Annotated in this window: 24 protein-coding genes and 1 tRNA gene; 12 read left to right on the top strand and 13 right to left on the bottom strand. The window is 72.4% G+C overall.

Going from position 1 to position 24,590, the window contains the following annotated elements:
* Window positions 1-36: 36 nt before the first annotated feature.
* Entirely contained in the window at window positions 37-2,172 is a 2,136-nt protein-coding gene (locus ACZ7L1_RS14415) for a helix-hairpin-helix domain-containing protein (RefSeq protein WP_471437403.1), read from the top strand.
* 86 nt (window positions 2,173-2,258) lie between these two features.
* On the opposite strand, the gene ACZ7L1_RS14410 is transcribed toward ACZ7L1_RS14415, so the two are convergent.
* Window positions 2,259-2,981, bottom strand: coding sequence for a hypothetical protein (locus tag ACZ7L1_RS14410; RefSeq protein ID WP_471437164.1), 723 nt, complete (start codon window positions 2,979-2,981; stop codon window positions 2,259-2,261).
* 47 nt (window positions 2,982-3,028) lie between these two features.
* Between ACZ7L1_RS14410 and ACZ7L1_RS14405 the strand changes: the two genes are divergently transcribed.
* Window positions 3,029-3,217, top strand: a complete 189-nt coding sequence (locus ACZ7L1_RS14405) for a DUF5703 family protein (RefSeq protein WP_030053310.1) — start codon at window positions 3,029-3,031, stop codon at window positions 3,215-3,217.
* An 89-nt stretch (window positions 3,218-3,306) separates the two neighbouring features.
* Here ACZ7L1_RS14405 and ACZ7L1_RS14400 read toward each other — a convergent pair whose 3' ends face one another.
* From ACZ7L1_RS14400 to ACZ7L1_RS14390, 3 genes are all read right to left on the bottom strand, one after another.
* The gene (locus tag ACZ7L1_RS14400) at window positions 3,307-4,104 is read right to left on the bottom strand and encodes a chaplin (RefSeq protein WP_471437162.1); all 798 of its coding nucleotides are present in this window, start codon (window positions 4,102-4,104) and stop codon (window positions 3,307-3,309) included.
* 168 nt (window positions 4,105-4,272) lie between these two features.
* The gene (gene chpH, locus ACZ7L1_RS14395) at window positions 4,273-4,506 is read right to left on the bottom strand and encodes a chaplin ChpH (protein ID WP_103839114.1); all 234 of its coding nucleotides are present in this window, start codon (window positions 4,504-4,506) and stop codon (window positions 4,273-4,275) included.
* A 151-nt stretch (window positions 4,507-4,657) separates the two neighbouring features.
* Window positions 4,658-5,983 (bottom strand): M20/M25/M40 family metallo-hydrolase, encoded by a 1,326-nt coding sequence (locus ACZ7L1_RS14390; protein ID WP_200421364.1) that lies wholly within the window; start codon window positions 5,981-5,983, stop codon window positions 4,658-4,660.
* A gap of 185 nt (window positions 5,984-6,168) precedes the next feature.
* Here ACZ7L1_RS14390 and ACZ7L1_RS14385 point away from each other — a divergent pair.
* From ACZ7L1_RS14385 to ACZ7L1_RS14375, 3 genes are all read left to right on the top strand, one after another.
* A tRNA-Leu gene (locus tag ACZ7L1_RS14385) sits at window positions 6,169-6,253 on the top strand.
* A gap of 83 nt (window positions 6,254-6,336) precedes the next feature.
* Complete coding sequence (gene polX, locus ACZ7L1_RS14380; RefSeq protein ID WP_471437159.1) at window positions 6,337-8,064, top strand: DNA polymerase/3'-5' exonuclease PolX; 1,728 nt, start codon at window positions 6,337-6,339, stop codon at window positions 8,062-8,064.
* An 87-nt stretch (window positions 8,065-8,151) separates the two neighbouring features.
* The gene (locus ACZ7L1_RS14375; RefSeq protein ID WP_471437157.1) at window positions 8,152-8,628 is read left to right on the top strand and encodes a DUF5709 domain-containing protein; all 477 of its coding nucleotides are present in this window, start codon (window positions 8,152-8,154) and stop codon (window positions 8,626-8,628) included.
* A gap of 1 nt (window position 8,629) precedes the next feature.
* Here the strand turns inward: ACZ7L1_RS14375 and ACZ7L1_RS14370 are convergent, their stop codons facing one another.
* The 3 genes from ACZ7L1_RS14370 to ACZ7L1_RS14360 form a co-directional block, all read right to left on the bottom strand.
* A complete protein-coding gene (locus ACZ7L1_RS14370) occupies window positions 8,630-9,703 on the bottom strand; it encodes a CapA family protein (RefSeq protein WP_471437401.1) in 1,074 nt (357 codons plus the stop codon).
* A 105-nt stretch (window positions 9,704-9,808) separates the two neighbouring features.
* The gene (locus ACZ7L1_RS14365) at window positions 9,809-11,095 is read right to left on the bottom strand and encodes a phosphoribosyltransferase family protein (RefSeq protein ID WP_471437155.1); all 1,287 of its coding nucleotides are present in this window, start codon (window positions 11,093-11,095) and stop codon (window positions 9,809-9,811) included.
* A gap of 12 nt (window positions 11,096-11,107) precedes the next feature.
* On the bottom strand, window positions 11,108-11,419 hold the full coding sequence (locus tag ACZ7L1_RS14360; protein ID WP_471437153.1) for a dsRBD fold-containing protein: 312 nt from the start codon (window positions 11,417-11,419) through the stop codon (window positions 11,108-11,110).
* Window positions 11,420-11,552: 133 nt separating this feature from the next.
* Here ACZ7L1_RS14360 and ACZ7L1_RS14355 point away from each other — a divergent pair, with 133 nt between their 5' ends.
* Window positions 11,553-11,930 (top strand): YchJ family protein, encoded by a 378-nt coding sequence (locus ACZ7L1_RS14355; RefSeq protein ID WP_471437151.1) that lies wholly within the window; start codon window positions 11,553-11,555, stop codon window positions 11,928-11,930.
* A 25-nt stretch (window positions 11,931-11,955) separates the two neighbouring features.
* Here the strand turns inward: ACZ7L1_RS14355 and ACZ7L1_RS14350 are convergent, their stop codons facing one another.
* Window positions 11,956-12,657, bottom strand: coding sequence for a FadR/GntR family transcriptional regulator (locus tag ACZ7L1_RS14350; protein WP_471437150.1), 702 nt, complete (start codon window positions 12,655-12,657; stop codon window positions 11,956-11,958).
* 130 nt (window positions 12,658-12,787) lie between these two features.
* On the opposite strand from ACZ7L1_RS14350, the gene ACZ7L1_RS14345 reads away from it, so the two are divergent.
* The 4 genes from ACZ7L1_RS14345 to ACZ7L1_RS14330 all read left to right on the top strand — a co-directional run bounded on the left by ACZ7L1_RS14345 (window position 12,788) and on the right by ACZ7L1_RS14330 (window position 16,655).
* Complete coding sequence (locus ACZ7L1_RS14345) at window positions 12,788-13,327, top strand: gluconokinase (RefSeq protein WP_471437148.1); 540 nt, start codon at window positions 12,788-12,790, stop codon at window positions 13,325-13,327.
* 100 nt (window positions 13,328-13,427) lie between these two features.
* Window positions 13,428-14,825, top strand: a complete 1,398-nt coding sequence (locus ACZ7L1_RS14340) for a GntP family permease (protein ID WP_471437146.1) — start codon at window positions 13,428-13,430, stop codon at window positions 14,823-14,825.
* Between the two features lie 13 nt (window positions 14,826-14,838).
* Window positions 14,839-15,600: an SDR family oxidoreductase gene (locus ACZ7L1_RS14335; protein WP_471437145.1), complete on the top strand. Its 762-nt coding sequence runs from the start codon at window positions 14,839-14,841 to the stop codon at window positions 15,598-15,600.
* Between the two features lie 23 nt (window positions 15,601-15,623).
* Window positions 15,624-16,655, top strand: a complete 1,032-nt coding sequence (locus tag ACZ7L1_RS14330) for an L-idonate 5-dehydrogenase (RefSeq protein ID WP_471437399.1) — start codon at window positions 15,624-15,626, stop codon at window positions 16,653-16,655.
* A 93-nt stretch (window positions 16,656-16,748) separates the two neighbouring features.
* Here ACZ7L1_RS14330 and ACZ7L1_RS14325 read toward each other — a convergent pair whose 3' ends face one another.
* From ACZ7L1_RS14325 to ACZ7L1_RS14305, 5 genes are all read right to left on the bottom strand, one after another.
* The gene (locus tag ACZ7L1_RS14325) at window positions 16,749-17,384 is read right to left on the bottom strand and encodes a cytochrome b/b6 domain-containing protein (protein ID WP_471437143.1); all 636 of its coding nucleotides are present in this window, start codon (window positions 17,382-17,384) and stop codon (window positions 16,749-16,751) included.
* Window positions 17,368-18,117 carry a molybdopterin-dependent oxidoreductase gene (locus tag ACZ7L1_RS14320; RefSeq protein WP_471437141.1) on the bottom strand — a complete coding sequence of 250 codons (750 nt, stop codon included), beginning with the start codon at window positions 18,115-18,117 and terminating at the stop codon, window positions 17,368-17,370. The genes ACZ7L1_RS14325 and ACZ7L1_RS14320 overlap by 17 nt, the downstream gene beginning before the upstream one ends.
* Before the next feature lie 127 nt (window positions 18,118-18,244).
* Window positions 18,245-19,795: an APC family permease gene (locus tag ACZ7L1_RS14315; protein WP_471437139.1), complete on the bottom strand. Its 1,551-nt coding sequence runs from the start codon at window positions 19,793-19,795 to the stop codon at window positions 18,245-18,247.
* 64 nt (window positions 19,796-19,859) lie between these two features.
* Window positions 19,860-20,819 carry a hypothetical protein gene (locus tag ACZ7L1_RS14310; protein WP_471437138.1) on the bottom strand — a complete coding sequence of 320 codons (960 nt, stop codon included), beginning with the start codon at window positions 20,817-20,819 and terminating at the stop codon, window positions 19,860-19,862.
* A 202-nt stretch (window positions 20,820-21,021) separates the two neighbouring features.
* Window positions 21,022-22,677 carry an FAD-binding dehydrogenase gene (locus tag ACZ7L1_RS14305; protein ID WP_471437136.1) on the bottom strand — a complete coding sequence of 552 codons (1,656 nt, stop codon included), beginning with the start codon at window positions 22,675-22,677 and terminating at the stop codon, window positions 21,022-21,024.
* Between the two features lie 367 nt (window positions 22,678-23,044).
* On the opposite strand from ACZ7L1_RS14305, the gene ACZ7L1_RS14300 reads away from it, so the two are divergent.
* Both ACZ7L1_RS14300 and ACZ7L1_RS14295 read left to right on the top strand, forming a co-directional pair.
* Window positions 23,045-23,938: a DMT family transporter gene (locus tag ACZ7L1_RS14300; RefSeq protein WP_471437134.1), complete on the top strand. Its 894-nt coding sequence runs from the start codon at window positions 23,045-23,047 to the stop codon at window positions 23,936-23,938.
* A gap of 105 nt (window positions 23,939-24,043) precedes the next feature.
* On the top strand, window positions 24,044-24,562 hold the full coding sequence (locus ACZ7L1_RS14295; RefSeq protein ID WP_471437133.1) for an NUDIX hydrolase: 519 nt from the start codon (window positions 24,044-24,046) through the stop codon (window positions 24,560-24,562).
* Window positions 24,563-24,590 lie beyond the last annotated feature (28 nt).

The following is a 24,590-nucleotide window of genomic DNA, read 5'->3' as shown; positions in this document are numbered from 1 at the left end:
GGCGGCGGTGCGGGGAGCGACAGGGCCGCGGACCCGATGCCCGCGGAGGGGCTCGCAGGGGGCTCCGGGGACGAGGCGCCGGCGGCCGGCGGCCCGGACCCGGCGGACGGCTCCCCTGATCCCTCGCAGGACGCCGGCGGCGGCGAGGGTGCCGCGCCCGAGATGTCCGAGGCCGAGGCCGAGCTGGCCGCTCAGCGGCTGGAGCGGGAGCGGATCGAGCGGCGGAAGGCCACGAAGCAGGGCCCCGTCGAGGCCGGTGGGAAGCTCAGCGGGAAGGCCGCCGACCTGCTCGCCGCCGTGCGGGCCGTGGAGAGCGGTGAGAAGCCGGTGGCGAGCGCCTTCAGCGCGCCCGCGCCCGCACCGCGCCGCCCCACCGCCCCCGAGCCGGTGCGGCGCCCCCAGCCCGTGGCGGCCGCCGCGGCGCCTCCCGCCGCCGAGACGGTGGCGTCGGTGCGGGCCGTCCTGGCCGAGGGCGGCGCGCCGGACACGCTCGCCCCCCAGGTCGCCGAGGCGCTCGGCGAGGGCGCGGAGGCGCGGCTGCGCTCCGACCCCTGGCAGCTGCTGCGCGTCTTCGGAGTGCGCCCCGAGCAGGCCGACACCTTCGCCCGCGCCCTGCTCGGCGCGGACTGCCGCCCGGACGACGAACGCCGGGCCCGTGCGACGGCGGTCTGGCTGCTGGAGCAGGCGGCCCTGGCCGGGCACACCGCCCTGGAGGTCCCGGACCTGGAGGCGGCGCTCGGCCGGCGCCAGGTGCCGGATCCCGAGGCGGCCGTGCGCGACACCCTCGCCGAGGGCGAGGCCCTGGTCTTCCAGGACGCCCTGGAGTCGGCCCCGCCGGGCGGCGACGAGGAGCAGGAGCGCCCGGTGCGCGTCCTGATCGGCCTGGAGCGGTACGCGCTCGCGGAGGAGAGCCTCGCCGACCAACTGGCCCGGCTGGTCAACTCCGTGCCGAAGGAGGACGGCGCTGCGGATGACTGGCAGCAGGCGGCCCGGTCGGCGGCGGGCTCCGCGGCGGAACTGATCGGTGCGGTCGCGGGCCACGGCCTGGTGCTGCACACCGGGTCGGAGGCGTCCCGCATCGAGCCGGCCACGCTGCTGCGTGAGGCACGCCGGCTCGGGCTGCGCGCCTGGGCCGCCACGCACAGCCCGGCCGGCCGTGACCAGTTCGGGGCGCTGCTGGCCCGCCTCGACCTGCCGGACGACGAGCGAACACACCCGCCGCTCGCCACCGTCGCGGGCCTCCTGTCCGGTGGCGAGGGTCCGGGACGTGACGCGGACGGTGCGCTGGACCTCGATCTCCTCATCGTGCTGGACGCGCCCCAGTTGGATGTCGAGGCGGCGGCCCTGCTCGTCGAGTCGCTGCCCGACGGAGCCCGGCTGGTGCTGAGCGGCGACCCGGGCGCGCTGTGGTCGGTCGGCCCCGGGCGCGTGTTCGGCGACCTGCTCGCGGCCCGCGTGTGCCCGCAGATCACCTCCCGGACCCCCGACCCGGGCCCGCTCGGCGAACTTGTCTCCGCCATCGGCATCGGTGAGCTGCCGCAGGTCGACGCGCCCGGCAAGGAGGTCGTGATCGTCCCGGTGCGGGACGCCGGGGAGGCCGTGCACCGGACCGTGCAGCTGGTCGCGGACTCGGTGCCGCGGGCGATCGGGGTTCCGGCGGAGGAGACGCAGGTGATCACGCCGGGCCACGGCGGCGCCGCGGGCACCCGCGCGCTGAACGCGGCTCTGAAGGAGCGGCTCAACCCGGGGCCGGGGCGCTTCGGCGGCTTCGACCCGGGCGACCGGATCGCCTACTCCCCCGCGCCGGGGCGTACGCTGCCGGGCCGTGTCCTGAAGGGCGACGCCGAGGGGTTGCACCTGGAGTGCGCGGGCGTCCCCGTGGTCGTGCCGAAGGAGCGGGTGGAGCAGACCCTACGTCACGGCTGGGCGCTGACCGCGCACCAGGCGGTGGGGCAGCGGTGGCCGGCGGTGGTCGTGGTCCTGCCGGGCGACGCCGCTCAGAGCCTCACCCGGCCGTGGGTCTACACGGCCTTCGGCCGAGCGGTCCGCCATCTGTCGGTGGTGCACGGCGCGGACCAGGCCCTGCCGCGTGCCGTGGCGGAGATCCAGGCCAAGCCGCGTACGACCCGTCTGCTCGCGCTGCTGAGGCCCCAGGTCCCGACTTCGGACTGAGGAGCGGCACCTCACTACGGCGGGGCCCGGTGGTGCCGTGCTGCCCCAGGCCACACGGCACCGCCGGGGAAGCCCCCTGCTGAGGATCAACGATCCAACGGTTCCAGGTCCTCGTCGTCGTCCAGCTCGAGCTCGTCGTCCTCCAGCTCCTCTTCCCGTAGCTCCTCGTCCCGCAGCTCCTCGTCCCGCAGCTCCTCGACGTCCGCCTCCTCGTCGAAGACGGAGCTGACGTCGAAACGGCAGATCACCCGCTGGGGATCGACCTGCTCGAAGGGGGCCTCCAGCCACTCCCCCGGCTCGGCCGGTTCCTCGGCGGCCACCACCCACAGCGTGGAGTCGCCCTCCTCGAGGCCGAACTCCTTGTGCCGGGAGGCGATCTCGTCCGGTTCGAACTCCCCGAAGAGCACGCCGAGCGCGCCGTGGACGGTGCCGGCCGACGACGCCGGCGTGGGCTCCTCGTCCGCGGCCTCCACGCGCTCCGCCTGTGCCAGCAGCCGCTGGGGCTCCGCCACCGCGTAGTCCCGGCGGATCAGGACGCTCAGCGCGCTCGGTTCCTCGGGGCCCGTGTACGGCGGAAGGGGCTCCTCCGCACCGGGGATCTCAAAGGGGGTGACCTCGTCGTAGCGGTCGTAGAGCAGCTCGTCGTACTCCTCGGCCGCCGCGGCCAGCTCGTTGAACGCCTCGTAGACGGCCGGGTCGTCCTCACCCGTCCTGCGCTCGACCGCGGCAAGGTGGCGGTCGAGTGCGGTCTTGACCGCCTCGGCGGCGGCGCGTACCTCGGCAGCGGTGGGCTGCGCAGCATCAGACATAGTGCAGACGCTATCCGTACCGGGCCCCAGCCCGCACAATAGATGCGATGCCGGAATACGAATTTGTCGACGTGTACGTACCTCGTGGGGTCTCCCGCAAGGACGCCACACGCCTGCTGACGGACCATGCCGAGTACGGACACTGGGAGTTGGACCGCCTGAGCCTGCTGCGCGACGGGAGCCGCAAGGTGCGGTTGCGTCGGCGGATCATCCGCCAGGTGCGCGCAACGTGGTGAGCGAAGGTGACTGAAACGGATCGGGCCCCGCACGGACGGGGCCCGATCCGTATCGCCCGCCCCGGGGGGAGCGGGCGGTGCCGGTGCCGTTACGCGTGCGCCCGCGCCCTGCGGTAGAGCAGCGCGCCGCCGAGCAGGGCTCCCGCGCCGACCGGCGCCAGGAGGCCGAGCGGCAGGTCGCTGCCGGTGTGGGCGAGCTGTGCGGTGGCCGCGTGCTGGGAGTTCCACTGACCGCCGGTGTTCCACTGACCGGAGTTGTCCTGGCCGCCGCCCGGGTGCTGCGGCGTGCCGGAGTGGCGGGGCGTGCCCGGAGGCGTGGTGGTGCCGCCGCCGGGGGGCGTGGTGCTGCCCCCGCCGCCGGGAGGAGTCGTCCCGCCACTGCCGCCGGGGGGCGTGGTGCTGCCCCCGCCGCCGGGAGGAGTCGTCCCGCCACCGCCGCCGGGAGGCGTGGTGGAGTGGCCGCCGCCCGGATTGGCGCAGTCGTTGCCGCCCGCCGGGTTGCCGATCCCGCCCACGTTGACGGAGTTGCCGCAGACGTTCACCGGAACGTCCACCGGCACCTGCGCGGTGTTGCCGGAGCCGACGCCGGGCGAGTCGCTGGTGTGCCCGCCGGCCTGGGCGCCGCCCCCGCCGCCGGACTGGCTGCCGGTGTTCGCGCACGTGTTGCCGGCCGCCGGGTTGAGCAGCCCGATGACGTTCACGGTGTTGCCGCAGACGTTCACCGGGATGTGCACCGGAACCTGGATCAGGTTGCCCGACAGCACGCCGGGCGAGTTGCTGGCGGAGCCGTTCGCTCCGGCGTCGGCGTGCGCGTAGCCGCCGGTGACCGCGAGGACTCCGGTCGCCGCCGCCATGGTCATCAGGCCCTTGCGGGTGACCTGTCGCATTGCTGATTTCCCTGTCTTCGAGCTGGTCGTGGACCTTCGGAACGCGTCCCGCGCGGTGGATGCGGACGCGGGGGAACCGGTCGGCCCCGGAGCGCATGGCACGCACTCCGGGGCCGACGGACTCACACCCTCATGGGGTTCGGGCCCCTCATGGGGTGAGGCACCACGTCAGTGGTTGATGCAGGTGTTGCCGAAGGCGGGGTTCAGCAGCCCGATCACCGAGATCGTGTTGCCGCAGACGTTCACCGGGACGTGCACCGGAACCTGGATCACATTGCCCGACACGACACCCGGGGAGTGCGTGGCGGCACCCTGGGCGCCCGAGTCGGCGACAGCCAGACCCGCACCCGCGAGAACCAGACCACCGGTGGCAGCCGCAGCAGCGACGACCTTCTTGATCATTATTCCTCCTTGTTGGCAAAGCGATCCAAGCCTCGGACCGCACCACGTGTAACGAGGAGGGAGTAATGGAGCTACGAGCGTATGGTCGCATTCACCCGTCCCGGGGTGTTCCCGTACACGCTGGCGAATAGTGCACGGGACCGACGCCGACTCAGGACGCGTCGATGAACCGGTCCAGCACCCGCACGCCGAACTGCAGCGCGTCCACCGGCACCCGCTCGTCGACCCCGTGGAACATGCCCGCGAAGTCCAGCTCCGGCGGCAGCTTCAGCGGCGCGAAGCCGAAGCCCCGGATGCCGAGGTCGTCGAAGGACTTGGCGTCCGTGCCGCCGGAGAGCATGTACGGGATCGCCTTCGCGGCCGGGTCCTCCGCCAGCAGCGCCGACTGCATCGCCTCCACCAGCGCACCGTCGAAGCCGGTCTCGACGGCCTTGTCGGCGTGCACGTCCTCGCGCCGCACGTTCGGCCCGAGGATCCGGTCCACGTCGGCGAGGAACTCCTCCTCGAAGCCGGGCAGGAAGCGCCCGTCGACGTGCGCCGTGGCCTCGCCCGGAATGACGTTCACCTTGTAACCGGCGTTCAGCTGGGTGGGGTTGGCGGTGTTGCTCAGGGTCGCGCCGATGAGCTTGGCGATGCCGCCGAGCTTGGCGAGGGTGCCCTCCATGTTCTCCGGGTCGAGTTCGGTGCCGAGCGCGTCGCCGAGTTCGTCGAGGAAGGCCCGCGTCGTCTTGGTGACCCGTACCGGGAACTTGTGCCGGCCGAGGCGTGCCACGGCTTCGGAGAGCTCGGTGATCGCGTTGTCCCGGTGGATCATCGACCCGTGGCCCGCGGTGCCGGCCACGGTGAGCTTCATCCAGTGCATGCCCTTCTCGGCCGTCTGGATGAGGTAGAGCCGGCGCTGCTCGTTCACCGTGAACGAGAAACCGCCGACCTCGCTGATGGCCTCGGTGACGCCCTCGAAGAGGTCGCGGTGGTTGTCGACCAGGTAGCGGGCGCCGTAGGTGCCGCCCGCCTCCTCGTCGGCGAGGAAGGCGAGGACGATGTCGCGCGGCGGCCTGCGCCCGCTGCGCAGCCGGTCGCGGACGACCGCCAGGGTCATGGCGTCCATGTCCTTCATGTCGACCGCGCCGCGCCCCCACACGCATCCGTCGGCGATCTCGCCGGAGAACGGGTGGTGCGTCCAGTCGTCCGCGTTGGCCGGTACGACGTCGGTGTGGCCGTGGATGAGCAGCGCGGGCCGTGAGGGGTCCTCGCCCTCGATACGGGCCACCGTGGAGGCACGGCCCGGGTGCGACTCGAAGATCTTCGGTTCGAGCCCCACCTCGGCGAGCTTCTCGGCGACGTACTCGGCGGCCCTCCGTTCGCCGGGACCCGAGTGGTCGCCGTAGTTGCTGGTGTCGATCTGGATCAGCTCACGGCAGAGGTCGACGACCTCGTCCTCGCCGGTGACGCTCCTGGCCGTGCCGGTGTCGGTCACGCTGCTTCCTCCCGGTCTCCCTGCTGGTGGTCCTCCTCATCCTCCCTCCGACCCCCGTCGCGGCCCAAGGCGGTGTACGGCCCGTCACAGGCCGTTCACGCGGAAAAGGGGGTGATCGAACGCCGCCGAAAGCCTGGTAATGTTTCCCTCGTCGCCGCGGGGGAAGCCCGCACGACAGACACCTTGTCCGGGTGGCGGAATGGCAGACGCGCTAGCTTGAGGTGCTAGTGCCCTTTATCGGGCGTGGGGGTTCAAGTCCCCCCTCGGACACGTGACCCGAAGGGTGCCGACCGGTTCCGGTCGGCACCCTTTCGCGTGTGGCCCACCTCCCGGGCGGTTCCTAGACTCGAGGTGTGGCCCGGGCCAACGAAGAGGTCGAGGCGCTCCTGCAGGAGTACGCGGACCTCGTCGCGATCACGGGAGGCGACGCCTTCAAGGCGCGCGCCTACGAGAAGGCCGCGCGTGCCATCGGCGGCCACCCGGCCGACATCTCCCATCTGGACGCCGACGGGCTGCGGGACATCCCGAACGTGGGCCGGTCGATCGCCGAGAAGGTGATCGAGTATCTGCGCACCGGCACGGTCGCGGTCGTCGAGGAGCGCCGGGCGAAGATCCCCGCCGGGGTGCGGGAGCTGATCAGGATCCCCACGCTGGGTCCGAAGAAGGCGATGCGGCTCTACGAGGACCTGCACATCTCGTCGGTGAGCGAGCTGGCCGCCGCCATCGAGGCGGACGCGCTGGCCGACCTGAAGGGGTTCGGCGAGAAGACGCAGGAGAACATCCTGCACGGGATCCGGCTGATGCAGCAGGCGGGCGGCCGTATCCCGATCCATCTGGCGCTGGACACCGCCGAGGAGATCGTCGCCGAGCTGTCCCAGGTCACCGGCTGCAAGCGCTGCACGTACGCGGGATCGCTGCGGCGGATGAAGGAGACGATCGGCGACATCGACATCCTGGTCGCGGCCAAGCGGTCGGCCCTCTTCATGGAGGCCCTGGAGGGGCTGCCGTCCACCGCCGAGGTGATCGCGCACGGTGAGAAGAAGACGTCGATCCGCACCACCAAGGGCGTGCAGGTGGACCTGCGGGTGCTGCCGCCCGACTCGTGGGGCGCCGGGCTGCAGTACTTCACCGGCTCCAAGGCGCACAACATCCGGACCCGCACCATCGCCGTACGCCAGGGTCTGAAGCTGTCCGAGTACGGCCTGTTCGACACGGGCAGCGGGGAGTCGGTCGCCTCCCGCAGCGAGGAGGAGGTGTACGCCCGCCTGGGCCTGCCGTGGATTCCGCCGACACTGCGGGAGGACCGCGGGGAGGTCCAGGCGGCCGTGCGCGGGGAGTTGCCGGAGGTGGTGACGGAGCGGGACGTGCGCGGCGATCTGCACACGCACACGGACCTCACCGACGGGCTGGCCTCCTTGGAGGCGATGGTGGAGGCCGCGGCCGAGCGCGGATACGCGTACTACGCGGTCACCGACCACGCGCCGAACCTGTACATGCAGCGCATGACGGACGAGAAGATCCTCGCCCAGCGGGAGGAGCTGCGGGCGCTGGACGGCGCGCACCACGGGATGCGGCTGCTGCACGGCACCGAGCTCAACATCAGCGCCGAGGGGGACGTGGACTGGCCGGGCGCGTTCCTGGCCGGCTTCGACCTGTGTGTGGCCTCGCTGCACTCCCACTTCGACCTGGACCGCGAGGCGATGACGCGGCGTCTGGTGCGGGCCTGTGAGAATCCGCACGTCAACATCATCGGCCATCCCACCACGCGCCTGATCGGCAAGCGGCCGGGGGTGGACGCCGACTGGGACGAGGTCTTCGCGGCCTGCGCCCGCACCGGCACCGCGCTGGAGATCAACGCGCAGCCGGACCGGCTCGACCTGTGCGACGAGGACATCCTGCGGGCCCGGCAGCACGGCGTGAAGTTCGCCGTGAACACCGACGCGCACTCCGTGCTCCACCTGGCCCACCTGCGCTACGGCGTCGGTACCGCGCAGCGCGGCTGGCTCACCGCGGACGATGTGATCAACACCTGGCCGCTGCGGCGGCTGCGCCGGTTCCTCGCCAAGGGTGGGTCGGGGTGAGATGGCGCGCGTTTGCCGTACGGCCGACCGGAGACCCGACAGTGGTCGCCGCAACTCGTGGGACACGATATGTGAGGGGGTGCCGAAGTGACTGAGAACAGCATGGGTGACGAGGTCTACCAGCCCCAGCGGGACGAGGACGTCGTGGAGGACATGAGCCCGCTGGAGTCCCCGGACAGCCTGGAGCACCGGGTCGTGGAGCCCATGGAGGAGGGCTACTCGCCGCCGGAGAAGCCTCTCGCGGTGAACGACGTGGGCACCACCGCGGCCGAGCAGCGCGACGGCGAGTCGCTGGACGAGAGGCTGGCCCGGGAGGTGCCCGAGGACACGGCCGTGGTGGGCGACGGGATCGGCGACCTGCCCGGCGGTGCGGGCGAGCCGAGGGACGACGAGGTCGGCGGCCCGGACGCCGGGCGGCTGGTCGCGCCGGACGAGGGCGCGCACGAGGACACCGACGCGGAGGCCGTCGCCAACGACGTCGGCTTCGACAGCGGCGCCCGCACGGCCGAGGAGGCCGCGGTGCACGTCGTGCCGGACGACGACGAGGACGAGACGCGGTGGTAGGTCAGCGCAGGGCGCGCAGCGTGAGCGTGCCGTCGGGTTCGCGGTCCACGCGGGTGCCGAACTCCCGGCTGAATCCGTCGAGGGCGGTGCGCAGCCAGGAGGTGTCCTCGTCCGAGGCGTGCTCCAGCCGCATTCTGCGTGCCTGGAGGGTGACGATGCGGGCGCCGGTCGTCCGGCCGGTGTCCGGGTCGACCGTCACCAGGTACAGCAGGCGCAGGTCGTCGCGGTAGCGCTCGTAGCCGCCGATGCCCTCGTAGTCGTCGACGAGGTCCCCGCAGCCGTACAGGACGAGCCTGCCCCGGTAGGTCTCCAGCGGGCGCGGGTGGTGCGAGGAGTGCCCGTGGACGATGTCCACGCCCGCGTCGACGAGCGCGTGGGCGAAGCGGATCTCGGCGCGGGAGACGTCATAGCCCCAGTTGGGGCCCCAGTGGACCGAGGCGACGACGATGTCTCCGGAATGCTTGAGCTGCCGCAGACGGGCGGCGAACCCGGCGGCCACGGCGACGGTCGGGTCCGCGACGAAGTCGACGCCGGACCGGTCCTCGGTGGCGGCCCAGTCCTCCGGGATCCCGCTGGAGGGCATGCCGAAGGAGAACACCAGCACGCGTCCGCCTCCGTCGAGGGGGACGATCGCGGGCCGCCCGGCCGCGGTCGCGTCCCGACCCGCCCCGGCCGTGCGCAGCCCCGCTGCCGCCAGGGAGTCCAGGGTCTCCTCGAGGCCGCGCCGACCGAAGTCGAGGACGTGGTTGTTGGCGAGGGCGCAGACGTCCGGGCGCAGGGCGGCCAGGCAGGGCAGGTTGGCGGGGCTCATCCGGTAGTGGACGCCCTTGCCGGGCGCGAAGTCCCCGTCGCCGGTGACGGCGGTCTCCAGATTGACCACCCGCACGTCGGGGGCGGCGTCCTGCAGCACCGCCAGCGCCTCGCCCCAGGGCCAGGAGTAGTCGACCGGCTGGGGAATGGGCCCGTTGGCGGCCTCGGCCAGGCCGACGTAGGCCCGGGCGTCGTGGATGTAGGTCTCCCGCAGCGCCGGATCGCCGGGATGCGGGAGGATCTGGTCGACGCCCCGGCCGAGCATGACGTCCCCGCACAGGAACAGGGTCACCGCGCCCGTGTGCACTGTTCCACGCTAAGGCGGTATCGGGCGCCGCGCGAAGGGTCGCGGTTGTGCCGTGGGTCCCGGTCATACGTGCGCGGGCGCCATGTGGTCGGTGAACCAGTCGCGGGCCAGGTCGGTGACCGCCTCAAGGGCGCCCGGTTCCTCGAACAGGTGGGTGGCGCCGGGGACGACCGCGAGGTGGTTCTCGCAGCGCAGCCGGGCCTGGGCCTGCCGGTTGAGGTCGAGGACGAGCGGGTCGGCGCCGCCGACGACGAGCAGCGTGGGTGTCGTCACCTCGGGCAGGCGCGGTCCGGCGAGGTCGGGCCTGCCTCCGCGGGAGACCACGGCGGCGATGTGCGCCCCCGGTTCGGTGGCCGCCCACAGCGCGGCGGCGGCGCCGGTGCTGGCGCCGAAGTAGCCGACGGCGAGTTCCTGCGTCTCCGGTCGGGTGCGCAGCCAGCCGGTGGTGTCGGCGAGCCGCCGGGCCAGCAGCTCGGTGTCGAAGACGTTGGCCCGGTCGCGCTCCTCCTCCTCGGTGAGCAGGTCGAACAGCAGCGTGCCGAGCCCGGCCCGGTTCAGGCCCTCGGCCACGAACCGGTTGCGCGGGCTGTGCCGGCTGCTGCCGCTGCCGTGGGCGAAGACGACGATTCCGGTCGGGTCCTCGGGCACGGTCAGCCGCCCGCCGAGGCGTACGGCACCGGCGGCCGCCTCCACCTCGCGGTCCACGGTGCCCATGTGCCCCGCGGTCCGTTGCAGGCAGGCGGCCACTTCGGCATCGTCGACCTGGGTGAAGTCGGCGTAGAACTGGCCGACCGCGAAGAAGATCTGCGGGGTGTCCAGGCAGACCAGTTCGTCGGCCTCGTCGGCGAGCCGCTCGGCCCAGTCCTGCGGGGCGACGGGCACCGCCAGCACGATCCGTGCCGCTCCCCGGGCCCGGGCGATCCGGCAGGCGGCGCGCGCGGTGGACCCGGTGGCCACCCCGTCGTCGACGACCACCACGGTCCGCCCCCGGACGGGGACCGGTGAGTGCCCGCCCCGGTAGCGCCGGCCCCTGAGTTCCAGCACCTCGCGCTCGCGCTCCTCGACCTGCGCCAGTTCCTCCGGTGTGACGCGGGCCTCCCGCACCACCGCGTCGTTGATCACGCGCACGCCGTCCTCGCCGATCGCCCCCATTCCCAGCTCCGGCTGGAAGGGCACGCCCAGCTTGCGGACCAGGCACACGTCCAGCGGCGCCCCGAGCGCATCGGCGACCTCGGCGGCGACCGGCACCCCTCCTCTGGGCAGCCCCAGCACCACGAGGTCGCGGCCCCTGAGGTGCTTCAGGCGCGCGCCCAACTGCCGTCCGGCTTCGAGACGATCGGTGAAGACCACGATGCAGCCTCCTCACTCCCGGGGGGACCAGAGCGGTGCGGGCGGGGGCTCCTCGGGCGCCCCTGCCGCCGTGATGTCACCGACGGCGGCGCGGACCAGCCGGCGGCCCAGGGCGATCAGAGCGCGTCCGGCGGCGAGTTCGTCGCCGATCTCGGGCACCGCCGTGTCGTACGGGCTGCGGTGGGCCTCCGCGTGGCTTTCGAGCACGTTCTCGCCGGTGTCCAGGACGGCCCGGGCCGTGGTCGCCGGATCGTGTTCGGACAGGTACAGGTGCAGTGTCCACTCCTTGGCGGACACAGTCCGGCTGTCGGCGGCTCGGGTCATCGTCCGTCCCTCCTCACGCGGGTGCGAGGCAAGAGGACTGAAAGGGATGCGGCCCTCTTCCACTGTGACTCCGATGGACGCGTGCCGCACAGTCCCCGCGGGGCGCGTCGCCGGGCCGGGCAGAATGGCGGTCATGACCACGCGTTCCTGCCCGTGCGGGCTGCCCGAGGCGTACGAGAACTGCTGCGGCCGCTTCCACGCGGGGGCCGCCGCGCCGACCGCCGAGGCGCTCATGCGGTCCCGGTACAGCGCCTTCGTTCGGCGGGACGCGGGGTATCTGCTGCGCACATGGCATCCGCGCACCCGCCCGGCGCGGCTCGACCTCGACCCGCGGATGCGGTGGACGGGGCTGGAGATCCTGGGGACGACGGAGGGTTCAGCGTTCCACTCCGGGGGGACCGTGACCTTCCGCGCCTCCTACCGGGGTGGCTCGCTGCACGAGCGCAGCCGCTTCGAGCGGGTCGACGGGGCGTGGGTGTACGTCGACGGGGAGTTCCTCGACCGAGACTGACGGCTCCTGACGGCTCCCGGCGCCGTCACGGCGCGAGGATGTCCAGTTCGTGCAGCGCGCCCACGGTGATCTCGCGGGTGAGCTGCTCGGCGCGGGCCGCGTCGCCCTCCCGTACCGCCTCGGCGACCTGGACGTGCAGGGTGACCGCGGCGGGGTCCGGGTCCTCGAACATGACGTCGTGGTGGGTGCGGCCCGAGAGGACCTCCGCGACCACGTCGCCGAGGCGCGCGAACATCTCGTTGCCCGACGCCTCGAGGATCACCCGGTGGAAGGCCATGTCGTGGACCAGGTAGCCCTCCAGTTTGTGGCCACGTGAGTTGGCCACCATCCCGAGGGCGCACTCGGTGAGTTCGGCGCACTGCTCGGCGGTGGCGTGGCGCGCGGCGAGGCCGGCCGCGACCGGTTCGATCGCCGAGCGCAGCACGGTCAGCGAGCGCAGCTGCCGGGGGCGGTCGGCGCCGGCCAGCCGCCACCGGATGACCTGGGGGTCGTAGACGTTCCACTCGCAAGGGGGCAGGACCGTCACGCCCACCCGGCGGCGCGACTCCACCAGGTGCATGGACTCCAGGACGCGCACCGCCTCGCGCATCACGGACCGGGACACCTCGAAGCGCTGGGCGAGTTCGTCGGTGCGCAGGACGCTGCCCGGCGGGTACTCGCCCGCGGTGATCGCGGGGCCGAGGGTGTCCAGTACATGGCCGTGCAGCCCCCGGCCCGGTGTGCTCATGCACTCAGCGTACGAGGAAGGTCACGAGAAGAAAAAGTCAGACTTATATGTCACAGGGTCTTGAATTCGTCGTACCTAATCGGTTTCAGTGACGTCGACACCAGATGTCGACGAAGACAGCGAGAGCACGATGCAGCATCCGCGTACCCCCCACGTCGTCGTGGTCATGGGCGTCGCAGGCACCGGCAAGACCACCATCGGTCCCCTGCTTGCGGCCCGGCTCGGCGTCCCGTACGCCGAGGGCGACGACTTCCACCCGCCGGCCAACATCGCCAAGATGTCGGCCGGGATCCCGCTCGACGACGCGGACCGGTGGCCGTGGCTGGACGCCATCGGCGCCTGGGCGCACGAGCGGGCGGGGCTGGGCGGGGTGGTCAGCAGTTCGGCGCTGAAGCGCGCGTACCGCGACCGGCTGCGGGCCTCGGCTCCCGGCGTCGTCTTCGTGCATCTGACGGGCGACCGGGGGCTGATCGAGGAACGGATGGCGCACCGCCAGGGGCACTTCATGCCCACGGCGCTGCTGGACTCCCAGTTCGCCACGCTCCAGCCGCTGGAGCCTGACGAGCGAGGGGTCGCGGTGGACGTCTCGGGCAGCCCCGAGGACATCACCGCCCGCGCCGTGAGCGCCCTGCGCGACCTCGAGCGGCCCTCCGCGCGGTCCTCGCAGTAACAACTCCCTCGCCCTCGGCGACGGCCCTCTCCCCAGGGGCCGCCGGGGGTCGTCCTCACCCGAAACCGAGAGTTCCTCTCCTCACTCCTAGGGAACACCCGTGACCAGACTCAGCGTCGAGATGCTGGCAGCGGACCCCGTCGAGCCGATCACGTCGGCGGGCCACGCTCAACTGGGCATCGCGGCGGTGGCGGGCATTGCCGTCATCGTGCTGCTCATCACCAAGTTCAAGCTCCACGCCTTCCTGGCCCTGACCATCGGCTCGCTCGCGCTGGGCGCGTTCGCCGGGGCACCGCTCGACAAGGCGATCACCAGTTTCACCACCGGGCTCGGCTCGACCGTGGCCGGTGTGGGCGTCCTGATCGCGCTCGGCGCGATCCTCGGCAGGCTGCTCGCCGACTCAGGCGGCGCGGACCAGATCGTCGACACGATCCTCGCCAAGGCCAAGGGCCGTGCGATGCCGTGGGCGATGGTGCTGATCGCCGCGGTGATCGGGCTCCCGCTGTTCTTCGAGGTCGGCATCGTGCTGCTGATCCCGGTCGTGCTGATGGTCGCCAAGCGCGGCAACTACTCGCTGATGCGGATCGGCATCCCGGCGCTCGCGGGCCTGTCCGTGATGCACGGTCTGGTCCCGCCGCACCCCGGTCCGCTGGTCGCGATCGACGCGGTCAAGGCGAACCTCGGTGTGACGCTGGCGCTCGGCGTGCTGGTCGCCGTCCCGACGGTGATCATCGCGGGCCCGCTGTTCTCGAAGGTCGCGGCCCGCTGGGTGGACGCCCCGGTCCCCGACCGCATGATTCCCCCGCGCGCCTCCGAAGAGCTTCAGAGGCGCCCCGGCTTCGGCCCCACGCTGGCCACCGTGCTGCTGCCGGTCGTGCTGATGCTGGCGAAGGCGCTGGTGGACATCGTCGTCGACGACCCGGCCAAGATGGTGCAGCGCGTCTTCGACGTGATCGGCTCGCCGCTGATCGCACTGCTCGCGGCCGTGATCGTGGGTATCTTCACGCTGGGTCGCCCGGCCGGCTTCGGCAAGGAGCGGATCTCCCAGCTCGTCGAGAAGGGCCTCGCCCCCATCGCGGGCATCCTGCTGATCGTGGGCGCGGGCGGCGGCTTCAAGCAGACGCTGATCGACTGCGGCGTGGGCCAGATGGTCCTCGACATATCGAAGGACTGGTCGATCCCCGCCCTGCTGCTGGCCTGGCTGATCGCGGTGTCGATCCGGCTCGCGACCGGTTCCGCGACCGTGGCGACCGTCTCGGCCGCCGGTCTGGTCGCGCCGCTGGCGGCCGACATGTCGACCACGCACGCGGCCCTGCTGGTGCTGGCCATCGGCGCCGGCTCGCTCTTCTTCAGCCATGTGAACGACGCCGGGTTCTGGCTGGTGAAGGAGTACTTCGGGCTCAGTGTCGGCCAGAACCTGAAGACCTGGTCGGTCATGGAGTGCATCATCTCCGTGGTCGCCGGCGGACTGGTCCTCCTGCTCTCCCTCATCATCTAGGAGTGGTACGGCGATGACGGCTCACCCCCTCTTCGACATCGGCGGCCGTACGGCACTGGTGACCGGCTCCAGCCGGGGCATCGGCCTCGCGCTCGCCCGCGGTCTGGCGCAGGCCGGCTGCACGGTGGTCCTCAACGGGCGCGACGCCGACCGGCTCACGACGGCGGCGGCGGAACTGCCGGGCGACGTGCACACGGCCGTGTTCGACGTGACCGACGGCGCCTCGGTCGCCGCCGGGATCGCGGACGTCGAGGAGCGGGTGGGCCCGCTCGACATCCTGGTCAACAACGCCGGCATGCAACTGCGCGCGCCTCTGCTGGAGTTCACCGACACCGACTGGCACCGGATCCTGGACACCAACCTGACCAGCGCGTTCCTGGTCGGCCGTGAGGCGGCCCGGCACATGACCGAGCGCGGCCACGGCAAGATCATCAACATCTGCTCGCTGCAGAGCGAGGTGGTCCGGCCCGGGATCGCGCCGTACGCGGCGACCAAGGGCGCGCTGAAGATGCTCACCAAGGGCATGTGCGCGGACTGGGGTCCGCACGGTGTGCAGGTCAACGGGCTCGGCCCCGGCTACATCGAGACGGAGCTGACCCGGCCGCTCGTCCAGGACGAGGAGTTCAGCGCCTGGGTGCGCGGGCGCACTCCGGCTGGGCGCTGGGGGCGTACGGAGGACCTGGTGGGCGGGGTGCTGTTCCTCGCCTCCCCCGCGGCGGACTTCGTCGGCGGACAGGTGCTGTATGTCGACGGCGGCATGACGAGTGTGCTGTGAAGGGGGCCATCGAGATGTCCACGATGCCGGGTTGCGTCATCCACGGCCAGGGCGACCTGCGGGTCGACGAACTGCCGGTCCCGGAGCCGGGGGCCGGGCAGGCGCTGGTCGCCGTCCGCTACGGCGGGGTGTGCGGCTCGGATCTGCACTACTGGCGGCACGGCGGGGTCGGGGACTTCCGGCTCAGGGAGCCGATGGTGCTCGGCCACGAGGTGGTCGGGACGGTGATCGACTACGGTGACGGCGCGTCAGGTCCGGCCGTCGGTACGGCCGTCGCGGTGCACCCGGCCACTCCTTGCGGGGTGTGTCCGCAGTGCGCGGGCGGACGGCGGAACGTGTGCCGGGACACCCGCTACCTCGGCAGCGCGGCCCGTTTCCCGCATGTGCAGGGCGGCTTCGCCGCGCGGATGGCCGTCCCGGCCGAGCAGCTGAGGCCGCTGCCGGCAGGTCTGGAGCTGCGCCGGGCGGCGCTCGCCGAGCCGTTGTCGGTGGCGCTGCACGCGGTGCGCCGGGCCGGTGAGGTGGCCGGCCGGCACGTCCTGGTGACCGGTGCGGGCCCTATCGGCTGCCTGGTGGTGGCGGCCGCGAAGGCGGCCGGCGCGGCACAGGTCACGGTCACGGACCTGCTGCCTCGGGCGCTGGCGTTCGCCGCGGCGGCAGGCGCCGACACCCTGGTACGGGCGGACGACCCGGACGACGCGGGGTGGCCCGCCGAGGTGGAGGTGGCGGTGGAGGCGTCGGGTGTCGCCGCCGGGCTCGACACCTGTCTGCGACTGGTCCGCCGGGGCGGTGTCGTCGTCCAGCTCGGCATGCTGTCCCCGGATCGGAGCCCCTTCGCGGGCAACCTGCTGGTGAGCCGGGAGATCGACCTGCGCGGCGCGTTCCGCTTCGACACGGAGTTCGACGACGCGCTCGGCCTGCTCGCCTCCGACCCGGCGTTCGACGCGCTGATCAGCGAGGTGGTCCCGGTGCGGGAAGCGGAGTCGGCGTTCGCCCTGGCGGCGGACCGGAGCCGCTCGTGCAAGGTGCTGCTGGACTTCGGCCAGGGTGGCTGACCGGGCGGCCCGCCGGTGAGTCGAGGAGGTCGCGGGCGGCGGTCGGGTCGTCGATCACCGCCCTGATCCGCGGCCGTTCCTTCGCCGTTCTTCCTACGGGCGCCACAGCGGGTGTTCCCGCTCCGCCCAGTCGCGGGCGACCAGACCCGTGCGCAGGCCCCGGCGGGACTCCAGGTCGCCGAGGGCCATGCCGATGTGGCCGGCCAGGACCACGCCGATCGTCAGGGCGAGCCAGTCGTGGACGAACGTCGCCGAGGTGCGCCACATCAGCGGGGTCAGGTGCGTGAACCACATCAGCAGTCCCGTGCCGAGCATGACCAGTGTGGCGCCCGCGATCCAGGCCGCGTACGTCTTCTGCCCCGCGTTGAACTTGCCCGCGGGCCGGGACTCGCGGCGGTGGTCGCGCCGCAGGGCCGCGCGCAGCCAGACCCGGTCGTGCGGCCCCCAGCGGTTGAGGTGGCCGAGGTCGGCGCGAAAGGCCCGGGAGGCGAGGCCGAGCAGGACCGGGACCGGCAGCAGCACGCCCGCCACCTCGTGGACCCTGACCACCAGTTCGCGGCGCCCCACCAGTTCCGCGAACGCGGGGATGTAGAGGCAGGCCGCCGTCACCACGCACACGCCCATCAGGACGGCGGTCGCGCGGTGGACCCAGTGCTCGGCGCGGGTGAAGCGGCGTACCCGGGCCGGTGCGGAGACGGGGGGCTGCGGGGCGTCAACTCGTGGGGGCATCGTCGCGTCCGTTCGACCGGCCGACCCAGGCGTCGACGTCGTATCCGCGCTCCTCCCAGTACCCGGGGCGCACGTCCCGGGTGACGGTGATGCCGGAGAGCCATTTCGCGGACTTGTAGAAGTACATGGGGGCGACGTAGAGCCGGACCGGGCCGCCGTGGTCGTGGGTCACCGGCTTGTCCTGCATCTTCAGAGCGACCAGGACGTCGTCGCGGCGCGCCTGGTCCAGGGTGAGGCTCTCGGTGTACGCCCCGTCGAAGCAGGTGAAGCGCACGGCGCCGGCGGAGGACTTGACGCCCGCGGCGTCCAGCAGCGCGGACAGCCGTACGCCTTCGAACGGCGTCTTCGGCACCCGCCAGCCCGTGACGCACTGGACGTCGTGCACGAGCCGGGTCTGGGGCAGGGCGCGCAGGTCGGCCAGGCTGTACGTCTTCGGGTGGTCGACCAGGCCGTTCACGGTGAGCCGGTAGCTCGTCTCGCCGAGGTGCGGGACGGTGGCGGTCACCGAGTAGTAGCGGAAGCCGCCGCCGTTGGGCAGCAGTCCGGTCAGGCCCGTCGGGTCCTTGCCGGCGACACCGCCGAGAAAGGACTCCAGGCCGCGCTGGAGGGTGGGCGCCGCGATCACGCCGAGCGCGCCGAGTCCCAGGGTGCCCAGCAGCACCCGGCGGCCGATCGGCGTACCGGTCGCCGGGTGCTCCGGCGCGTCCGGCTCTTGCGGTCGTTCAGGGTTCACACAACGATTCGAGCACCCGGCACCCCCTCGATGCCAGGGGAACCGTGTGCCCGTCAGGATTCCGTCACACTTCTCACCGGGTTCTCAGGAAGCCGGATCAGCGGGCTGGATCAGCGACGCGCGCCGGTCATGCCGTCGACTCCGCCGCCTTCTCCAGTTGGAACGCCTCGTTGCCCAGGCCGATGCGGGCGTGCGCCTGGGGCTTGCGGGAGCGCAGCAGCAGCCCCTGGGCCAGGCCGAGCAGCAGAGCGACGCCGATGATCGCGGGGAGCAGCCATCCGAGTTCCGAGTCCGGGCCCGTGCCGACCAGGACGTCGAAGTCCTTGACCGTGTAGGCGGCGATCACCAGCAGGGCGAGTCCCGCCACCGCGGAGGTGGCCAGCCGCCAGCCCTGGGCGCGGGCGGAGCCACGCCGGGCGAAGAAGACGATCACGGCGGCGGAGGCGGCCACCATCAGCACGGTGACGCCGAGCGCTCCTACGCTGCCGAACCAGGTGAACAGGTGCAGCACGGGCGCGGTCGGGTCGCCGTTCGGCTTGTCGTCGGCCACCGCGAACGCGATCACGATCACCGCGGACACCGCGCTCTGCAGCAGCGAACCCGTGCCGGGGGCCCCGCTCGCGCCGGTCGTCCGTCCGAAGGCGGCCGGCAGCAGTCCCTCGCGGCCCATGGCGAACGCGTATCGGGCGACCACGTTGTGGAAGCTGAGGAGCGCCGCGAACATGCCGGTCACGAACAGCACGTGCAGCACGTCCGCGAAGGTGTGCCCGAGGAGGGACTCGGTCAGCCAGAACAGCAGCCCGGCGCTCTGCTTCTGCGCGGCCGGGACGATCCGGGAGGGCCCGGCGGCGACCGTCAGCGCCCACGAGCTGACCGCGAAGAAGACGGCGACGAAACCGATCGCGAGGAACATCACCCGGGGTACCAGGACGTGCGGGCGGCTGGTCTCCTCTGCGTAGACGGGTGCCTGTTCGAAGCCGGTGAAGGCGGCGAGGCAGAAGCACAGCGCGGTGCCGACGCCCGCCCCGGTGAGGGTGTCCGGATTGAAGGCGTGCAGGGACAGCCCCTCCTTGGAGGGATCGGCGACGGCCGCCACGTCGAAGATGACGACGAGCGCGACCTCGACCAGCAGCAGCGCCCCGAGCACGCGCGCGTTGACGTCGATCTTCAGCCAGCCGAGCGTGCCGACGACGAGGACGGCGGCCAGCGCCGGGATCCACCAGGCCACCTGGATGTCCAGATATGTGGCGAAAAGTCCGGAGACCTCGAAGCCGAAGATGCCGTAGATCCCGAACTGCAGCGCGCTGTAGGCGACGAGCGCCACCGCCGCCGCGGCCGCCCCCGCCGTGCCGCCGAGCCCTCGGGAGATGTACGCGTAGAACGCGCCCGCGTTGTGGACGTGGCGGCTCATCTCCGCATATCCGAAGGAGAACAGGGCGAGCACGACGCCGAGGACGACGAACAACAGCGGCTGGCCGACGATGCCCATCACCCCGAATGTGGTGGGCATGACACCCGCGACGACCATCAGGGGGGCCGTCGCCGCCAGCACGGACAGCAGCAGGCCCGTCGTGCCGAGCCGGTCGGCCCGCAGGGCGCGTTCCTGCCCCTTGAAGGTGGGGATGGCGCCGCCGTCGGCGGCGGCCGGTCTGCTCGTGCTCGAACCACCGGTCGTCATCGCGCGGTTGTCCTTTCGGGTGGGACTGTCGGGACTTCAGGGGCTTTCGGGGCCGTCGGTGTCGTCACACCGTGCCCAACGCCGTGTCGCGCGCCGTACGGAACGCCGTGTACGGGTCGCGGTCGGGGTACGACCACGGCGCCGGGGTCGCGTACGACCCGATGCGGTGGAACAGGGCGGCGGCCTCGGCACCCCGGCCCTCGCAGTACTTGGCGTGGGCCAGGAAGTTGAGGTCGACATGACGGCGCGGGTGGTCGTCGCGCTCCCACTCCAACCACCAGTCGAACGCCGCCTTCATCACCTGGCGGGCACGCCGCCCCACCCAGTGCCCGGAGGCGACGGGATCGGGCGGCTCACTGCCCGTGGCGGCCAGCACGCGGTAGCGCTCGGCGTGCGCGACGACCGGGAGGATGGCGAGCGGCGAGTCGGCGGGGGCCTGTTCGGCGGCCCAGTTGGCGAAATCGTAGACCTCGTGCAGCGGGTCCTGGCCGGCGTCGGCACGGCGCTCGGCGAGCCGGGCGACCACCAGGTGGTGCGCGTGGTGGTGGTCCGGGTAGCGGGCGCGCACCTCGTCGAAGAGGCGGACCACGTCCTCCTCGGTGCCGAGCGACCGCTCCAGGATCAGCAGGCCGAGCCACGGCGTGGGGTCCTCGGGGGCGAGCGCGGCGGCGGCCCGGCAGGCCTCGCGGGCCGCGTCCGGGCTCTCCTTGCCGTTCAGTGCGCGGTGGACGACGGCGTGGGCGACGAGGACCGCGGCGCAGGGCGACTCCGGCTCGGCGAGCTGCCAGTCGCGCGCCCAGGCGAGCGCCGTGGGCTCCTGGGCGAGGACGGTGACGCGGTGGCCGCGGCGGTCCCAGTCGTCCCGGGTCGCGGCGAGCAGGGCGCGCACGGTCGCCCATCGTCCGCGGGCGAGCGAGGCCCGGGCAGCGATGAGTTCGGTGTCGTCGAGCGCGGCGTCGAAGAGCCGGTCCGCGCGCTTGCGGGCACGGCCGAACGCCGGTGGGGGTGGGGGTGGGGGTGGCACCGCGGTGATTCCTTACCGGACGCGGCTCGTCAGAGTGCGGTCACGCACAGCAAACCCTCCGCCTGCGGTGTGCGTCAAGGGCTTACCGCATCGCATACACGTGCCAACCACGCTGTGCGGCAAGGGCGTTTAACGGGCCACTGTTGCGTGGACGCGGGGCGGGGCGGTCGTCGTGGTGCCGCCGCTCCCGCCCCGGGTGCGCTCAGCCGACCGCCTTCGCCGCCGCCCGTCCGGCGGTGCGTCCCGAGAACAGGCACCCGCCGAGGAACGTGCCCTCCAGGGAGCGGTAGCCGTGCACCCCGCCGCCGCCGAAGCCCGCCGCCTCCCCGGCCGCGTACACGCCCGGCAGCGGGTCGCCGCCCTCGGTCAGCACCCGGGAGGACAGGTCGGTCTCCAGGCCGCCCAGCGTCTTGCGGGTGAGGATGTTGAGGCGCACCGCGATCAGCGGGCCCGCCTTGGGGTCCAGGATGCGGTGCGGTGCCGCCGTACGGATCAGCCGGTCGCCGAGGAAGCGGCGGGCCCCGCGTATCGCGGTCACCTGGAGGTCCTTGGTGAAGGGGTTGAGGATCTCCCGGTCACGCGCGACGATCTCGCGGCGCAGCTCGGTCTCGTCGATGAGTGGTTCCTTGGTGAGCGCGTTCATGCCGCGCACCAGCGCGCCGAGGTCCTTCTCGACGACGAAGTCCACCCCGTGGTCCATGAACGCCTTGACCGGGCCCGGCACGTCCGCGCGGGCCCGCACGATCACGTCCCGGACCGACTTGCCGGTGAGGTCGGGGTTCTGCTCGGAGCCGGAGAGCGCGAACTCCTTGCCGATGATCTTCTGGTCGAGCACGAACCACGTGTGGTCGTACCCGGTCCTCATGATGTGCTCGAGCGTGCCGAGGGTGTCGAAGCCGGGGAAGAGCGGGACGGGCAGGCGCCGGCCGCGGGCGTCCAGCCAGAGGGAGGACGGACCGGGCAGGACGCGGATGCCGTGGTTGTCCCAGATGGGGTTCCAGTTGTGCAGGCCCTCGGTGTAGTGCCACATCCGGTCGCGGTTGATCAGACGGGCGCCCGCCTCCTCGGCGATGCCGAGCATCCTGCCGTCGACGTGCGCGGGCACACCGGAGACCATGCGCTCCGGCGGGTTGCCGAGACGCTTCGGCCAGTTGGCGCGGACCAGGTCGTGGTTGCCGCCGATACCGCCCGAGGTGATGATCACCGCCTGGGCCCGCAGCTCGAACGCGCCGGTGACCGTGCGGCTGCTGGCCTTGCCCCGCGGCGCGTCCGAGGGCTCCAGGATCTCGCCGGTGACGGTGTCGACGGTGCCCGCGCTGCGCGCGAGGCCGGTGACGCGGTGACGGAACCTCAGCTCGACGAGGCCACGCGCGACCCCGGCCCGCACCCGCCGCACGAAGGGGGCGATCACCCCGGGCCCGGTCCCCCAGGTGATGTGGAAGCGGGGGACGGAGTTGCCGTGCCCGGTGGCGTCGTAGCCGCCGCGTTCGGCCCAGCCGACCACCGGGAAGAAGCGCACGCCCTGCCCGTGCAGCCAGGCCCGCTTCTCGCCCGCCGCGAAGTCGACGTACGCCTCGGCCCACTTGCGCGGCCAGTGGTCCTCGGGGCGGTCGAAGGCGGCCGTGCCCGTCCAGTCCTGGAGGGCGAGCGCGTGACTGTCGCGGATCCTGAGGCGGCGCTGTTCCGGGGAGTCCACGAGGAAGAGGCCACCGAAGGACCAGAACGCCTGGCCGCCCATCGACTGCTCGGGTTCCTGGTCGAGCAGGATGACCTTCCGGCCGGCGTCCACCAGTTCGGCGGTCGCGGTGAGCCCGGCGAGGCCTGCCCCGATCACGATGACATCAGCGTCGTAGGCCATGCGCCCGTCCTCTCACGGTGACGACCGGTCCGTCTCCTTGTTACTGACGGGTCAGATCCTTCGGCACAAGAGTGACGGCGTCAACCGCATGTTTCCGGGTACTCGCCGCTGTCGGCAAACTCACGTCGTCCGCCGCACGGACACGTGCGCCGCCGTGCGGCAGCGGGCGCCCACCTGGGGTGAAAAGGAACTCCCGGAAGGGCTGTTGGGGTCTTCCCGGTACCGGGCGGGGGTGCGGGACACCCGGCGTGTCGTACGAGCGGGAGCGTGCCGAGAAGTTGTCAAGCACGGGCAGGTCACAGCCGTGAGCGCTACAGTCAGCGTGATACGCATCCCGTGACCCCGCTGAATCATTGAGGTACGCAGCGTGTCGGTACTGGTTCTGACTCTCGCCGTGAGCGCGGCCTTCTGTCTGGGCACCGGGTTCGTCCTGCAGCAGAACGCCGCCCAGCAGGCGCCGCTCAGCGACTTCCTCTCCCCCCGGCTGCTGCTGGACCTGATGAGGGTGCCGCGCTGGCTCGGCGGCATCGGCCTGATGGTGGCGGGCATGATCCTCAGCGCGGTCGCGCTGTCCCAGGGCGAGATCTCGCTGGTCGAGCCGCTGGTCGCCACGAACCTGCTGTTCGCGCTCGCCCTCTCCCGCCGGCAGACCAAGCAGCCGCTGGGCCGTCAGGGCTGGACCGGCCTGGTGCTGCTGGCCGGCGGTGTCACGGCGTTCATCGTGGCGGGCCGGCCCAGAGCGGGCGACGCGGTCACCGATCCGGTACGGCACTGGGTGATCATCGGGGCGATGGTCGGCGCGGCACTGGTGCTGACGACCTATGCGAAGAAATCCAGGATGATCATCGGACCGTCGCTGCTGGCGCTGGCGGCCGGTCTGCTGTACGGCGTGCAGGACGCGCTCACCCGGGTCAGCGGGCAGCGTCTGACGACGGGCGGGTGGGCGGAGTTCATCACGGGCTGGCAGCCGTACGCGGTGCTCGTGCTAGGGGTGACCGGACTGGTGCTGGTGCAGAGCGCGTTCGAGACGGCGCCGCTGCGGATGTCCCTGCCGGCCCTGACCGCGGCGCAGCCGCTGGCCGGGATCGCCTGCGGGGTGGGCTTCCTCGGCGACCGCCTGCGCACCGACACGGGAGCACTCGCCTGGGAGGCGTCCGGCCTCGCGGCGATCGTGCTGGGCATCGTGCTGCTCGGGTTGCACCCGGCGATGCCTCGGGGGTTGGGGGAAGTGGAACAGGAGAAGGATCTGCAGCCCCGGTGAGGGCTCGGTGCCGGCCCCGGCGCGGAGGGTCGGCCCCGTGCGGCGGGCCGAAGAGCGAAACCTCGGCGAACGGCGGCGGACGGGAGCGGCTGGTTGGATGGCCGTATGAGTGCCGCTGATGAGCTTCTTGACATCGTGGACGAGGACGACCGGGTCGTCGGGCAGTCGCCACGCGGCGAGGCCTACGCACAGGGGCTGCGGCACCGGTGCGTGTTCGTGCTGGCGCGCGATGGCGACGGGCGGGTCTTCGTGCACCGCCGCACCCCTACCAAACTCGTCTTCCCCTCCCGCTACGACATGTTCGTCGGCGGCGTCGTCGGCGCGGGAGAGACCTACGACGACGCCGCACTGCGCGAGGCGGAGGAGGAACTCGGCGTGAGCGGGCTCCCCCGGCCCGAGCCGCTGTTCAAGTTCCTGTACGACGACGGTGTCGGCCGGAGCTGGTGGTCCTCGGTCTACCAGGTCACCTGCGAGCTGCCGGTGAACCCCCAGGCGGAGGAGGTCGCCTGGCACGCCTTCCTCCCCGAGGACGAGGTGGAACGGCTGCTGCCGCAGTGGGAGTGGGTCCCGGACGGGCTCGCCGCGTACCGGCGACTCAAGGAGTACCGCCGCTCCACCGACTGAGCGCGGCGCGGCACGGCGCCCCCGGTAG

Source organism: Streptomyces sp. NPDC107546, from assembly GCF_055639175.1.
This window is presented reverse-complemented; position numbering and strand designations above follow the sequence as displayed.